Origin of the sequence: Legionella drozanskii LLAP-1 (genome assembly GCF_001467585.1) — a bacterium.
GTDB lineage: Bacteria > Pseudomonadota > Gammaproteobacteria > Legionellales > Legionellaceae > Tatlockia > Tatlockia drozanskii.
In genome coordinates this window covers 151,272-166,482 of record NZ_LNXY01000003.1, presented here as the reverse complement: position 1 = coordinate 166,482, position 15,211 = coordinate 151,272, and the positions used below count along the sequence as shown (strand labels likewise).

Genomic DNA, 15,211 nt, shown 5'->3' with positions numbered 1-15,211 from the left:
AAAAGGTTATTATCTAAACATCTTAAGCAGATAACTTGTCTTAATGTAAGATTAGTTCATTTTTGCTAAAAACTCTTGTAAATGGGTTTTATCGGTTTCGCTCTGTAAATAACGCCGCAAATGCTGGAGCGATAGTACATAATCGTCTTGCGTTAATATTCCTCGCATTAATTCAAAGCGCAGATAAACACAGTAAGTGTTTAAAACATCCGTTTCACAGTAATCACGGATGTTTTTGAGATTTCCTGAACAAAACTGTTCCCAAACTTTTGCACCACTCATTCCCATTTTCCCGGGAAATCCAAGCATAGAAGCAATGTCATCCAGTGGAGCAAAGGCTTTACTTTGGTAGGAGGCTAAAACATCCATCAGATCGAGATGTCGATAATGAAAACGATTGAGATAATTGTTCCAACGAAAGTTTTGCTGATTCTCGCCTGCTTCCCAGTAAGTTGAAGCAGATACACCGTGAAGTAGCGCACGATAATGGAGAACGGGTAAATCAAAACCGCAACCATTCCAACTAACTAAAGTCGGGGTATATTTATCAATCCCTGAAAAAAAACGTTGAATCAAATCCTTTTCATCAGAATGCTCATCGCCGAGGGACCAAACTTTAAGATTGGAACCTTGGCTAAGTACTAAAGAAATAGCGACGATTTTTTGTAAGTAATGAGGCAAAAATTCGTTGCCAGTTTTTGCTCGTCGCAAAGCAAAAAGTGCATTTGCCGTATCCTCATCGGATAAATTTTGCAGATTATATAAAGTTCGACCTGCTTCTACGTCAGGTATAGTTTCAATATCAAATACTAAAATGCTCATTAGATGAAGTCAGGTATTGATTTATCAGCAAGTTATCACAGCTAGCATGTTTTGTGAATCGCATTAATTGCTTGTTGGAAAAGCAAATTGTTATAAACGGTAGCAGATAAAAGCAATTCTCTAAAAAAATATTTAATTTTGTCGGCTTTTTTGTTACTAATACATGACCGATTTTCCACGCTGAATAAAAATAAAAATGAATGTAAAATCATTATCGCTGCTTGTATTTACTTTTTTACTTGTTTCCTGCGTTAGTAAGCCACCAACTGATGTGAATAATATATGCCAGATTTTTAAGCAATATCCGCAATGGTATCGTGATGCCAAAGATGTTGAACGACGCTGGAAAGTTTCCATCCCAATTCAAATGGCTATTATTCACCAGGAATCAAAATTTGATGGCAGGGCAAAACCACCTCGTACTAAACTTTTGTGGGTTATTCCCTTCAAACGACCATCAACCGCTTATGGATACACTCAAGCACTTCGTACTACTTGGCGACAATATAAAAAAGCAGAGAATGGTGGGGGTATGACGGCATCGCGTGATGCTTTTGATGACGCAGTGGATTTTATTGGTTGGTATATTAACCAGGCCAATCGCACCGCTCATATACCAAGAAATGACGCATATCAATTATACTTAGCCTATCATGAAGGTATAGGCGGTTATCAGCGTAAAACCTATTTGAAAAAGCCATGGTTGATTCAAGTTGCACGTAAGGTGAAGGCGCGTTCTCAAATCTATCAGGCACAATTAAATCAATGTAGAAGATGAATACTAACCGAAATATGATATAAATAGGGATTAGCTGAAGCAGATTATTCTCGCTTTCGCGGGGATGGCATAGATTGAAAATGACATATTATAAATGACTGACATACTCTAATGTGTCAAAGTCGAAGGTAAATAATTTAAGTAGGAGCTTATTGATGCGATTAATGTTATTGGGTGGTCCTGGGGCAGGGAAAGGAACTCAGGCACTTAAATTAATTGACTATTTTGACATACCGCAAATTTCTACCGGAGATATGCTTCGTTCCGCGATTGCAGCGGGGAGTGAGCTGGGTAAGAGTGCTAAAAAGATCATGGATGCAGGACAATTAGTTTCAGATGGAATTATTATTGAATTGGTCAAAGAACGGTTGAAACAGCCCGATTGCCAAAAAGGATTTTTATTTGATGGTTTCCCCCGCACGATTCCCCAGGCCGATGCCTTAAAAGAGGCTCATGTTAAGCTTGATCATGTGATTGAAATTGCGGTTCCCGATGAAGAAATTATTCATCGGATAAGTGGGCGCCGAGTTCATGTGGCTTCTGGTCGTGTTTATCATATTAAATTTCATCCACCCAAAGTGGCGGGAAGGGATGATCTGACAGGTGAGACCTTAATTCAGCGCGATGATGATAAAGAAGAGACTATTAAGCATCGTTTGGCAGTATACCATCAACAAACTGAACCTCTAGTTAATTATTATCAAGGCTGGGAGCAAGAAAGTAAAAATGCACCTCGATTCCATCGTATTAACGGAATCGGCAGTGTTGACGACATTTTTAACCGAATTTTATCTTGCTTAGCAACTTCTAGGAGCGCACATGCCGACTTATCCTCTGGCGTCTAATCAGTTTGATGAGCTTATTAAGAACAACGAAATAGTTTTTATTGATTTTTGGGCTGAGTGGTGTGCGCCTTGTAAATCATTTGGGGTAATTTACGAGCAAGTTGCAGATGAGAATCCCTCAATACAATTTACTAAAGTGAATCTTGAAAAAGAGGCAGAGCTTGCTGATTATTTTCAGATACGTTCTATACCCCATCTGATGATTTTTAAGCAAGGAATTCTCATTTATTCTGAAGCCGGTGCTATGCCAGAATCCATGTTAAAAGATTTGCTTAAGCAGGCGATCGAGATTGATGTGAGTGAAATACGTGCGAAAATAGATGAGGAAGAAAGCTAGCTTCTTAATTAAATTCGAGTAAATACTCCGCTAAATTTTGCTTATCTTTGGAGTTAAAATCTAAGCCTAACTTGGTGCGGCGCCAAAGGATATCCTCACAATTCTTGGCCCATTCTTCTCGACATAAATAGTCCACCTCAATTTGATATAAACCATGACCAAAATCTTGGCCTAAATCAGACATGTCATTACACCCATTCAGCAGTAGTTCAGTTCTAGTTCCATAACTTGTTAAATAGCGCTCTTTAAGTTGCGCATCAAGCCAAAAATATTTCTCTCTTGCATGATGCGCATATTCTTTATAGGGCCAGTTATTGAGGGTGGAACCCGGAAGTGGATTATGAGCGGATTGTGAATCTTTTAAATAAGGAAAAATAGGTTGAAGTAGATTTACCGTTTCCAGGGAAGCTTGCCGATAGGTAGTAATTTTTCCGCCATAGATAGTGACCGCAGGCGCAGGAGATTCAGTGTAACAGCAGCTGTAATCGCGGCTTAAGGCACTTAATTTTTCGCTAGTTGATGCAAGTAGGGGACGCACACCGCTCCAGCTATTAATCATGTTTTTTCGCTCCAAATGGCAATTGAAATAATTATTAACAAGCGTTGATAGATATTCAATTTCCTCAATTGAAATGGTAATTTTATCTAATGAACCCTTGAAAGCGACATCGGTGGTCCCAATCATTGTATGACCATGATACGGGATCACAAAGACAATGCGTTGGTCATCATTTTGTAAAAGATAAGCATGATTTCCTTCATAGAGCTTATGGACAACTAAATGGCTTCCTTTTACTAATGACAGCTTGAATTGGTTGGGCACTTGTAAAATGTTATTAACTGATTCAACCCAGGGTCCAGCGGCATTAATAATTGTTTTAGCTTTAATCACGCTCTGCTGGCCCGATTTGGTTCGAACGGTGAGATGCCAAAGTTTATTAGATACTCTCGCTTCAATTAATGCAGTGTCCCTTTGAATAGAAGCGCCTTGCTCTTTTGCTTGCAAAGCATTAGTTATTGTTAAACGAGCGTCATCTGTAGCGCAGTCATAAAATAAAAATCCTTTATTGTATGATTCCATCAATGGGGAAAAATAAACGGATTGAGAGGTGCGACGAATGAATTTCGATCTTGGCAGTTCATTTTTCCGGCTTAAATTGTCATAAACAAATAATCCGGTCCGTAAAAGCCAAGTTGGTCGCATGTTGCGTTGATAGGGCAAAACAAAAGAAAGCGGATGAACTAAATGCGGAGCTAAATTGAGTAGAAGTTGTCTCTCATCCAGTGCTTTTTTGACTAAAGCGAAATCATAATGTTCTAAATAACGTAAGCCACCGTGGATTAGCTTGCTACTAGAGGAGGAAGTTTTAGAGGCAAGATCATCCTTTTCAAGAAGCACGACGGATAGTCCTCGCAGAGCAGCATCAGCAGCAGCCCCGCAGCCATTAATGCCTCCTCCAATTATTGCTACATCGAAAACATAGTCCATGTTCTTGTCTCCGCAAAAAGCGTATAGAATGAGTATCGGCTGCCATTCTCCTAGTATTAATGGCTACCTACATGAAGGCATGAAAATTTCAAAATCTAAGACGTTCACTGTGTTTAGTAGAAATGCCTTTAATCTTATTATAATAGGGAAATAGAAACGAATGACATATCTTCTTGCTATCGACCAAGGAACGAGTAGTACTCGCGCGATGTTATATACAAAGAAGGGTAGATTAGTGTTAGCAAGTCAATATCCGCTGACCCAATATTATCCAAAGCCTGGTTGGGTTGAGCATGATCCAGAAGAGATTTGGCAAAAAACGCTACAAGCGATGCAAGATATTATACTACAGGTCGATAGCAAAAAAGTTCAAGCTTGTGGCATCACGAATCAGCGTGAAACCACTTTAATTTGGGATAAGCAATCAGGTAAATGCTTAGCTCCAGCAATTGTATGGCAGGATAGACGCACACAATCCTTTTGTGAATCCCTATCAGATCGCGCAGAGTTGATACAACAAAAAACAGGCTTATTGCCAGATCCTTATTTTTCAGCCAGTAAATTGCATTGGTTATTGAAGCAGATTCCAGAAGCGTCCGAGCTTGCAAAAAAAGGTCAACTTGCATTCGGTACAATTGATTCTTTTTTAATCTGGCGATTAACCGAAAATAGGGCTCACTCCACCGACCTTAGTAATGCGTCTCGAACCCTATTATTTAATATATTTGAACAACGTTGGGATAAAGATTTATTAAAGCTCTTCTCAATCCCGGAGTCGATTTTACCGAAACTTTGTGCTAGTGATGCTAATTTTGGAGTGATTGATAAAAAGCATTTGGGAATCAGTATTCCAATTACAGGCGTTGTCGGTGATCAGCAGGCTGCTCTCATCGGGCAGCGTTGTTTTAAAGATGGCATGGTTAAAGCGACCTTCGGTACAGGTGGTTTTTTATTGATGAACACGGGTAATAAACCCGTTATATCGGACCATAAACTGTTAACAACAGTAGCCTATCGGATTAAAGGACAGACTCATTACGGTTTAGAGGGATGCTTATATCAAGCTGGCACCACCGTAAAATGGCTAAGAGATGAATTAAACCTAATAGAAACAGCCGCTGATACTGAGGTTTTGGCCGAAAGTCTCCCTGGGAATGAAGGAGTTTACTTAGTGCCTTCTTTTACTGGTTTAGGCGCACCCCATTGGATTAGAACTCCTGGGGCCGCGATTGTTGGTCTTGCTCGTACAAGCAATCGCGCTCATTTTGCTCGAGCTGCTTTAGAGAGTGTTTGTTATCAAACAAGAGAAATAATGGCCTGCATGCGAGCAAATAGTTCCATGGATTTAATGCTCTTACGTGTCGATGGCGGTATGGCGGTAAATCGCTGGTTTTTGCAATTTCTATCTTCGCAATGCAAGTTAATAGTGCAACGACCTCATGATATCGAAACCACAGCTCAGGGCGTGGCGTTGCTTGCGGCCATAGGCTGTGGTCTTGTTGATTCTTTAGAATCACTACAAGAGTCATGGACATGTGAGCAAGAGTTTTTTCCAGAGATCAATGAGAGTATTGAAGAAGATTTTCTGGGTTGGCAGAGGGCTTTAAAAATGGTGAAAGCGGGGTCTATATCTTAAAGGATCTTAGCTAACCAACCGATGAGCTTAATGAATTGGTTGGGCCAAGGCCCAACCTAACTACTAGACATCTCGTTGCTTTTCACCGGTATACAGTTGACGAGGTCTGCCGATTTTAGATTTATTGGCAACCATTTCCATCCAGTGTGACATCCACCCTACGGTACGAGCTAGAGCAAAAATAACGGTATACATATTGGTTGGAATTCCGATTGCACTCAATGTGATGCCGGAATAAAAGTCGACATTTGGATAAAGTTTTTTCTCAACAAAATAGTCATCTTCGAGAGCAATGCGCTCAAGTTCCATTGCTAATTTAAATAAAGGTGCGTCATGAGCTCCAACTGCATCTAAGACTTCGTGGCAAGTTTTGCGCATCACTTTTGCCCGCGGGTCATAACTTTTGTATACACGATGACCAAAGCCCATCAAACGGAAGGGATCATCTTTGTCTTTAGCCCGCTTAATATAATGATCTATATGCTTCACATCACCAATTTCTTTAAGCATATTCAAACAAGCTTCATTAGCACCACCATGTGCTGGCCCCCATAAAGCTCCAATTCCTGCGGAGATACAAGCAAAAGGATTAGCACCTGTAGAACCTGCTAAACGAACTGTAGACGTTGAAGCATTTTGTTCATGATCAGCATGTAATGTGAAGATAGTATCCATGGCATCAACAATGACTGGATTGGGGATAATTTCTTCAGAAGGCACACCAAACATCATATGTAGAAAGTTTTCTGCATAGGACATTTTATTTTGTGGATACATATAGGGTAGGCCGATTGAGTATTTGTAACTCATCGCAGCAAGCGTCGGCATCTTAGCAATAAGGCGAATTGCTGAAATATAGCGATCTTCCTGGTTATTTAAGTCCATTGTTTCATGATAGAAAGCGGACAGGGCTCCTACAATTCCGACCATAATTGCCATTGGATGTGCATCGCGGCGAAAACCATTTAAAAAATTGTACATCTGCTGATGGACCATGGTATGGTTATTAATTAAGCTAACAAAATCTTTCTTTTCTTGAGTAGAGGGCAAATCCCCATTAAGAAGCAGATAACTGACATCGAGGAAATCTTTTTTCTCAGCCAATTGTTCGATTGGATAGCCTCGATAAAGCAATATTCCTTTATCGCCATCGATGTAAGTAATTTTTGATTCGCAAGACGCAGTTGAGACAAAGCCTGGATCAAAAGTAAACATACCATTTTCACCCAGTTTATTGATATCCACCACCTCGTTACCTAGCGTTGGGCTGTATATTGGTAACTCAATAGACTCATGGCCGTCTATACTCAGTCGTGCAATTTTTTTTGTCATCACGTCTCCTAATATTCTTGGGCTACAGCCTGTTCGCTTGCATGTGAGGGCTGCACTATATAAAAATGCCCTGTGACAGTCAATTTATCCATGCATTAGAATTTCGAATTTGTCTAAACATAAGTATGATCCAGTTTATGACTTTTTAACAGGAATAAAATGAATAAAATTAGTGTTTAATCTTAAGTTGAGACACTCGATGTGATTCAATTAAAGCCGCTGTTGTGGTATTATTTCAGACTAATTTTATTGCAAACACTAAATAAGGACACGTCCTAGCTATGGTTTACTTAGCCAAAGAAGTCATACCCGTTAATATTGAAGACGAATTAAAACAATCTTATTTAGATTACGCGATGAGCGTTATTGTTGGCCGTGCCTTACCTGATGTGCGTGATGGCTTAAAACCAGTGCATCGTCGCGTTCTATTTGCGATGAGTGAGCTGAGTAATGATTGGAACAAACCTTATAAAAAATCTGCGCGGGTAGTCGGGGATGTAATAGGTAAATACCACCCGCATGGTGATACAGCAGTTTACGACACGATAGTTCGTATGGCCCAGCCTTTTTCAATGCGCTACATGCTTGTTGATGGTCAAGGTAACTTCGGTTCTGTTGACGGTGACTTTGCAGCAGCAATGCGATATACCGAAATTAGAATGTCAAAAGTGGCTCATGCTTTATTGGCTGATCTTGATAAAGAAACAGTCGATTTCAGCCCAAACTATGATGAAACTGAATTCGCTCCCATTGTTTTACCCTCACGTGTTCCAAATCTTTTAGTAAATGGTTCCTCAGGTATTGCAGTCGGGATGGCTACTAATATACCGCCACATAATCTTACCGAGGTGATTAACGCTTGTATTGCTTTAGTTGATAGTCCTGATTTATCAATCGATGAATTAATGACCTATGTTCCAGGACCTGATTTCCCAACCGCCGCCATGATTAATGGAAGAGCAGGAATCATTCAAGCTTATCGTACTGGCCGAGGTCGAATTCTAATTCGAGCACGGACTGAAATCGAAACGGATAGTCAGTCAGGGCGTCAGGCTATCATTATTTCGGAACTTCCTTATCAAGTGAACAAGGCGCGACTTGTAGAAAAAATTGCCGAACTTGTCCGAGAAAAACGCATTGAAGGCATTTCTGGCCTACGTGATGAATCCGATAAACAAGGGATGCGTGTCGTTATTGAGCTTAAGCGTGGAGAAGTAGCTGAAGTTATTTTGAATAATTTATATGCTCACACGCAGATGCAGAATGTGTTTGGCATCAATATGGTCGCCTTAGTTGATGGGCAACCTCGCACCTTGAATTTAAAAGAAATCCTTGAATACTTCCTAAAACATCGACGGGAAGTTGTTACCCGACGTACTATTTTCGAACTTAAAAAGGCACGTAATCGTGCTCATTTATTAGAAGGCTTAGGGGTCGCTCTAGCTAACATAGATGAGATGATTGAACTCATTAAACAGTCACCTACACCACAAGATGCGAGAGAAGCTCTCTTGTCTCGTTTATGGCAGCCTGGTTTAGTGAAAGCTATGCTGAAAAATGCCGCTAGTGATGCCTGTCGACCTGATGATTTGTCTATTGAATTTGGTTTAACTGAGGAAGGGTATCGCTTATCAACCAACCAAGCTCAGGCAATCCTTGAGTTAAGACTCCATCGGTTAACAGCGCTTGAACAAGATAAGATTATTTCTGAATATGAAGAGTTATTGGGCGTTATTAAAGAATTGCTCGATATACTTGCGTCTCCAGAGCGGTTGATGCAAGTAATTAAAGATGAGCTGCTCGAAGTGAAAGCGCAGTTTGGTGATGCCCGTCGTACAGAAATTCTTGCTTCTCAAGAAGATTTAACCATTGAAGATTTAATTACAGAAGAAGATGTTGTGGTCACCTTGTCTCATCAGGGTTATGTAAAATATCAACCTATTTCAGCTTATCAAGCACAACGTCGAGGCGGTAAGGGCAAATCCGCAACCAATGTGAAAGATGAGGATTTTATTGAGCGCTTAATCATTGCGAACACTCATGATACGTTACTGTGTTTTTCTAATCACGGTAAATTGTATTGGCTGAAAGCATATCAACTTCCTTTAGCAAGCCGAATTTCCCGAGGCAAACCAATCATTAATATACTTCCGCTTGCAGAAACTGAAGCAATCAATGCGATGGTGCCGGTAAGAGAATATCAAGAAGGGTACTTTGTCTTTATGGCGACCAAACACGGCACAGTGAAAAAAGTGCCACTTCAAGCCTTTAGCCGTCCACGCTCAAACGGTATTATTGCTGTTGATTTAGATGAAGATGATCGTTTAGTGGGTGTTGATATCACCGACGGTTCAAAAGACATCATGTTATTCACCGATGCCGGTAAAGTGATTCGTTTTGATGAAAGCCTGGTTCGTGCAATGGGCAGAACAGCTCGAGGAGTACGAGGTATCCGTCTAGGTGCAAATCAATCTGTCATTTCATTAGTAGTTGCTAAACCTCATGGAACTATTTTAACTGCAACTGAAAATGGTTATGGAAAACGTACCGAAGTTGAAGAGTACCGTGTATCAGGCCGCGGAGGACAAGGGGTAATCTCAATTCAAGTGAATGAGCGAAATGGCAAAGTGGTTCGCGCACTGCAAGTTGATGACAGTGATGAAGCGATGCTTATCACTGACAAAGGAACCTTAGTGCGTTTCAAAGTCGATGAATTGTCTATTATTGGTCGTAATACGCAAGGTGTGCGTTTGATTAATGTCAGCTCAGGTGAGCATGTTGTCGGCATGCAGCGTATAGAAGAAATTGCTGACTCTGATTCAAATCAAGAAGAAGACCATAACGATGAAGAAGAACTAGAAGAAGATAACAATGAGTAGAGGTTATAATTTTGGCGCAGGCCCTTCAATGTTGCCTGAGTCGATTTTACTGGAAGTGCAAGAGGAACTATTAGATTGGCATAATATCGGCATGTCGGTGATGGAAGTGGGGCATCGTACTCCTGCATTCATAGAACTTATGGAACAAACAGAAAATGAATTGAGAGCTCTTTTAAAGATACCCGAAAGCTATCATGTTCTTTTTTTAAGTGGAGCTGCTCGCTTTCAGTTTGGGATGGTTCCATTGAATTTTCTTACTCAAAATGAACAAGCGGGTTATTTGGTGACTGGAATTTGGTCATACATGGCCTACCAAGAAGCTTTCCGATTAAAACAAGCTTATTGCGTTGCCAATGGTGAAACCAATGGATTTACCAATATTCCCGCAGCAAATGAATGGCAGATTAAAGAAAATACAAGATATTTATATTACACCCCTAATGAGACGGTAAATGGTGTGCGATTCGATAAAACACCAAAAATAGCAGGCGTTCCTCTCGTTGCTGATATGACCTCTTGCCTCTTGAGTGAACCAATTAATGTTGAAGACTATGGTTTAATTTTTGCCGGCGCACAAAAAAACATTGCTAATGCTGGTTTAACTATAGTTATTGTTAGCGACGAGTTGCTGGGTACTGTCAAAAATGATTTGATTCCTACTATGTTAGATTATCGCACCTTCAGCTCTACTAAATCCGCTTATGCCACACCGCCAACTTTTAACTGTTATTTGGCAGGCAAGATGTTTCAGTGGATTAAGGAGCAAGGTGGTGTTGAGGCTCTATATAAGAGAAATTGTCAAAAAGCAGTAAAACTTTACGAATGTATTGATGCCTCTCTATTTTATCATTGCAGAATAGCTAAAGAAGCGCGTTCGCTAGTCAATGTCTGCTTTACACTTGATGATCCGATGCTTGAAGAGGCGTTTCTGGATGGAGCTAAAGCGCGTGGTCTATTGGCTTTAAAAGGTCATCGAACAGTTGGCGGATTACGCGCTAGCATGTACAACGCCATGCCTATAGAAGGTGTAGAGCGTCTTATTGAATTCATGAATGATTTTGCTAAGGAACACAAACAATGAAACTGCTCGATTTTCTAAGCAGCCCGGTAAAAGCCATTCACGGTGAAATCAGAGTTCCAGGGGATAAATCAATATCGCACAGAGCGATTATTTTAGGGGCCATTGCTCAAGGTACTACAACAGTAAATGGTTTTTTAGAAGGTGAAGATTGCCTAGCAACTCTGAAAGCTTTTCAATCCATGGGCGTCACTATTGAAGGACCTGTTAATCAGCGCGTTGTTATCCATGGTGTTGGTAAACATGGTTTACAAAAACCGAATAGTTTTATTGATTGTGGTAATTCCGGAACTAGTATGCGCTTGTTGGCAGGCTTACTTGCCGCTCAATCGTTTGATAGTGAATTAACTGGTGATGCAAGCTTACAAAAACGACCTATGGAGCGGGTTAGTCGCCCTCTGATGCAAATGGGTGCTGAAATTACTACAAACGAAGGCCGTCCACCATTGCATATTCGTGGCGGGCATACTTTGCACGGTATTAGCTATGAAATGCCCGAAGCGAGTGCGCAAGTAAAATCTTGCTTACTGCTTGCAGGGATGTATGCTCAGGGCGAAACCTGTGTCATTGAACCTGGTTTTACTCGCGATCATACAGAACGAATGCTCACTACTTTTTCTTATCCAATCCATAAGTCTGAAAATACAATTATAGTTAATTCTGAAAGTGAGTGTTTGGGTACCGATATTGTTGTTCCCGGTGACATTTCCTCAGCCGCCTTTTTTATTGTTGCAGCAACCCTTATTCCAGGTTCTGAACTAGTGATCAAGAATGTTGGAATTAATCCTACGCGAACAGGTATTGTTCAAATTCTGACGCGAATGGGGGCTAATATAAGCCTTAACAATAAACGTCTTAGCGGCGAAGAACTTGTTGCTGATTTAGTGGTAAAGCATGCACAACTTGAGGGTATTGATATCCCAACCTCGCTTGTTCCTTTAGCAATCGATGAATTTCCCGTTATTTTCATCGCAGCTGCTTGTGCAAAAGGACAAACCCTTTTACATGGTGCTAGAGAGTTGCGTTGTAAGGAAAGTGATCGAATTGGGGCAATGGTTGAAGGATTACAACAACTAGGTATTGAAGCCCAAGCATTTGAAGATGGTCTATATATAAATGGTGGGATCTTGCAAGGTGGCGAGGTAAATAGCTATCACGATCATCGTATCGCTATGGCTTTTGCTATTGCAGGCGCAGTAGCTAAAGGTCCTGTTACGATAAAAGACTGCATTAATGTTGCAACGTCATTTCCAACATTTGTAGAGACAGCCAATAAAATTAAATTGGCGATAAAGGAAATACAGAATGAAGCCTGATCGAGGTGTACCCGTTATTACGATTGATGGTCCAAGTGGGACTGGCAAAGGAACAATCTGTCACATGCTTGCTAATCATTTAAATTGGCATGTACTTGACAGTGGTAGTCTTTACCGTGTTCTTGCTTATGCAGCAAGATCCAAAGCTGTGGATTTTTCTAATATTCCCGCTATGGTAGAGCTTGCATCCAATTTAAATTTACGTTTTGATACAAATCCTCATCATAAGAGCCAAGTAATATTGGACGAGAAAGACGTTTTTGATGAGCTAAGAACGGAGCAGTGTGGGCAAGATGCGTCCAAAATTGCAGTTGTTCCTGAGATAAGAGAAGCATTACTTGCTCGTCAGCGGGCTTTCGCACAAGCACCTGGATTAGTAACTGATGGCCGCGATATGGGCACTGTAGTTTTTCCGGAGGCAGTTCTTAAGGTTTATTTGTTTGCTACGCCAGAAGAAAGAGCATCACGTCGATATTTTCAGTTGAAAGAAAAGGAAATTGATGTTAGCCTCGCCGAAGTTGTTGCTGAACTAGCTAAACGTGACGCAAGAGACACAGAGCGATTACATGCACCCTTAAAACCTGCAAAGGATGCGGTTTTGATTGACACAACTGGATTAACTGTTGTACAGGTGTTCGATTATGTATTAAAATTAATTGATGAACACTTGTTTCGCAGCTAAGAAGGATCGGTAATTAATTCGCTGTTACAAGCATTCAAAGCGTTAATGTGCAATCCCACCTATGGGATGAAGACTCATTAATGCATGAGGATATTTGTTACATAAGAATTGAGAATCGTTTTTGAAAAAACTCAACTTTTATTATAAAGACGAGTTTTATTTGGGGGGAATAATAAGTTGGATCTTATTTTTCCATAATTTTACTAAAGAGTTTATTAACATGTCTGAAAGTTTCAAAGAATTATTTGAGCAAAGTATCGTTGGCGCACAGTTCTATCCCGGTGCAATTATCACTGCAAAAGTGATTGGAATAGACGAAGATTACGTCACTCTAAATGCGGGTTTAAAATCCGAAGGTATAGTCGCTGTTGAAGAGTTCCATGATAAAAATGGCGAGCTAGAAGTGCATCTAGGTGACACCGTAGAAGTTGCTCTCGATTCAGTAGAAGATGGATATGGGGAAACCTTACTATCCAGAGAGAAAGCTAAGCGTCAAGAAGCATGGCGTAAATTGTCTAAATGCCATGAAAACAACGATACAGTAACAGGTTTAATTTCCGGTAAAGTCAAAGGTGGCTTCACTGTTGAAATCGGCACTATTCGTGCATTCTTACCTGGTTCTTTAGTAGACGTCAGACAAGTACGTGATCCATCTTACCTAGAAGGTAAAGAACTTGAATTTAAAGTTATTAAAATGGATCTAAAACGAAATAATATCGTTGTATCACGTCGTGCGGTAGTCGAAGAAGAAAGCAGTGCTGATCGGCAAGCTTTACTTGAGTCCTTACATGATGGACAAGTTCTTAATGGTATCGTTAAGAATCTTACCGACTATGGCGCATTCATAGATTTAGGTGGAATTGATGGCTTGCTCCACATTACCGATATTTCTTGGAAACGTGTTAAACATCCAAGTGAAGTATTAACTGTTGGCCAAGACGTTAAAGTTAAAGTATTAAGTTTCGATAGTGAGCGCAATCGAGTTTCCCTGGGTATGAAACAACTAGGAAACGATCCTTGGGTTGATTTAGTTGAGCGTTATCCTGTTGGTAAGAAACTTCAAGGTAAAGTAACTAATATTACTGATTATGGTTGCTTCGTTGAAATTGAAGAAGGTGTTGAAGGTTTAGTTCATATGTCAGAAATGGATTGGACTAACAAAAACGTACATCCAAGCAAAGTAGTATCAATGGGTGATCTAGTGGATGTGATGGTTCTTGAAATTGATGAAGAACGTCGCCGTATATCACTTGGTATGAAGCAATGTGTTGGCAATCCTTGGCATCAATTCTCCCAAAGTCACAGCAAGGGTCAAAAAGTGAATGGAAAAATCCGTTCTATAACTGATTTTGGAATTTTCATTGGTTTAGATGGTGAAATTGATGGTTTAGTCCACTTGTCTGATATCTCTTGGAACGTTCCTGGCGAAGAAGCAGTGAAACAATTTAAGAAAGGACAAGAACTGGAAGCAGTTATTCTCGCTATCGATCCAGAGCGTGAGCGAATTTCTTTAGGTCTGAAGCAATTAGAAGGTGATACTTTTACTAGCTATGTAGAGGAAAATGCCAAAGGCTCTGTGGTTAAAGGTAAAATATCTGCTGTAGATGCTAAGAGCGTTACTGTTGATTTAGCTCCTGATGTGATTGGTATCATTCGTGCCGGTGAACTATCTGAAGATCGAGTTGACGATGCGACAACACTCTTCAAAGAAGGTGATGACGTAGAAGCGAAAATTATTAATGTCGATAAGAAAAATCGCACAATCGCACTCTCAGTCAAAGCAAAAGATGCTCAAGATCAGGCAGAAGCAATTAAAAAGTACTCTCGCAGTGGCGAAGTTGCTTCCACAACCTTGGGTGATTTGTTGAAAGAAAAAATGGCAAACAAAGAGGGTGAATAATCCTTTTTAGCTGGAAAAAAGCGTAGGAAACTACGCTTTTTTTTTGTTTGATATCCATCCCACCTAAAGATACTGTAACTATCATGTGGGATGGGTATATCAAGCAATAAGGCTCGA

General features: G+C 40.3%; 12 protein-coding genes. 9 read left to right on the top strand and 3 right to left on the bottom strand.

The window, feature by feature from the left end:
• Positions 1–51 precede the first annotated feature (51 nt).
• On the bottom strand, positions 52–822 hold the full coding sequence (locus Ldro_RS01845; RefSeq protein WP_058494723.1) for a 3'-5' exonuclease: 771 nt from the start codon (positions 820–822) through the stop codon (positions 52–54).
• A 196-nt stretch (positions 823–1,018) separates the two neighbouring features.
• On the opposite strand from Ldro_RS01845, the gene Ldro_RS01840 reads away from it, so the two are divergent.
• The 3 genes from Ldro_RS01840 (at position 1,019) to Ldro_RS01830 (ending at position 2,782) form a co-directional block, all read left to right on the top strand.
• The gene (locus Ldro_RS01840) at positions 1,019–1,600 is read left to right on the top strand and encodes a transglycosylase SLT domain-containing protein (RefSeq protein ID WP_058494722.1); all 582 of its coding nucleotides are present in this window, start codon (positions 1,019–1,021) and stop codon (positions 1,598–1,600) included.
• Between the two features lie 155 nt (positions 1,601–1,755).
• A complete protein-coding gene (gene adk, locus Ldro_RS01835) occupies positions 1,756–2,445 on the top strand; it encodes an adenylate kinase (protein WP_058494721.1) in 690 nt (229 codons plus the stop codon).
• Positions 2,420–2,782, top strand: coding sequence for a thioredoxin family protein (locus Ldro_RS01830; protein WP_058494720.1), 363 nt, complete (start codon positions 2,420–2,422; stop codon positions 2,780–2,782). Before adk ends, Ldro_RS01830 begins: the two co-directional genes overlap by 26 nt.
• Positions 2,783–2,786: 4 nt before the next feature.
• Here the strand turns inward: Ldro_RS01830 and glpD are convergent, their stop codons facing one another.
• A complete protein-coding gene (gene glpD, locus Ldro_RS01825; RefSeq protein WP_058494719.1) occupies positions 2,787–4,271 on the bottom strand; it encodes a glycerol-3-phosphate dehydrogenase in 1,485 nt (494 codons plus the stop codon).
• A 160-nt stretch (positions 4,272–4,431) separates the two neighbouring features.
• Between glpD and glpK the strand changes: the two genes are divergently transcribed.
• On the top strand, positions 4,432–5,907 hold the full coding sequence (glpK, locus tag Ldro_RS01820) for a glycerol kinase GlpK (RefSeq protein WP_058494718.1): 1,476 nt from the start codon (positions 4,432–4,434) through the stop codon (positions 5,905–5,907).
• Between the two features lie 63 nt (positions 5,908–5,970).
• Here the strand turns inward: glpK and gltA are convergent, their stop codons facing one another.
• Positions 5,971–7,239, bottom strand: a complete 1,269-nt coding sequence (gltA, locus tag Ldro_RS01815) for a citrate synthase (RefSeq protein WP_058494717.1) — start codon at positions 7,237–7,239, stop codon at positions 5,971–5,973.
• 281 nt (positions 7,240–7,520) lie between these two features.
• Here gltA and gyrA point away from each other — a divergent pair, with 281 nt between their 5' ends.
• From gyrA to rpsA, 5 genes are all read left to right on the top strand, one after another.
• Positions 7,521–10,118 carry a DNA gyrase subunit A gene (gyrA, locus tag Ldro_RS01810; RefSeq protein ID WP_058494716.1) on the top strand — a complete coding sequence of 866 codons (2,598 nt, stop codon included), beginning with the start codon at positions 7,521–7,523 and terminating at the stop codon, positions 10,116–10,118.
• The gene (gene serC, locus Ldro_RS01805) at positions 10,111–11,199 is read left to right on the top strand and encodes a 3-phosphoserine/phosphohydroxythreonine transaminase (RefSeq protein WP_058494715.1); all 1,089 of its coding nucleotides are present in this window, start codon (positions 10,111–10,113) and stop codon (positions 11,197–11,199) included. The genes gyrA and serC overlap by 8 nt, the downstream gene beginning before the upstream one ends.
• Complete coding sequence (aroA, locus tag Ldro_RS01800) at positions 11,196–12,512, top strand: 3-phosphoshikimate 1-carboxyvinyltransferase (RefSeq protein ID WP_058494714.1); 1,317 nt, start codon at positions 11,196–11,198, stop codon at positions 12,510–12,512. Before serC ends, aroA begins: the two co-directional genes overlap by 4 nt.
• Positions 12,502–13,194, top strand: coding sequence for a (d)CMP kinase (cmk, locus tag Ldro_RS01795; RefSeq protein WP_058494713.1), 693 nt, complete (start codon positions 12,502–12,504; stop codon positions 13,192–13,194). The genes aroA and cmk overlap by 11 nt, the downstream gene beginning before the upstream one ends.
• Positions 13,195–13,414: 220 nt before the next feature.
• On the top strand, positions 13,415–15,094 hold the full coding sequence (rpsA, locus tag Ldro_RS01790) for a 30S ribosomal protein S1 (RefSeq protein ID WP_058494712.1): 1,680 nt from the start codon (positions 13,415–13,417) through the stop codon (positions 15,092–15,094).
• Positions 15,095–15,211: the final 117 nt, after the last annotated feature.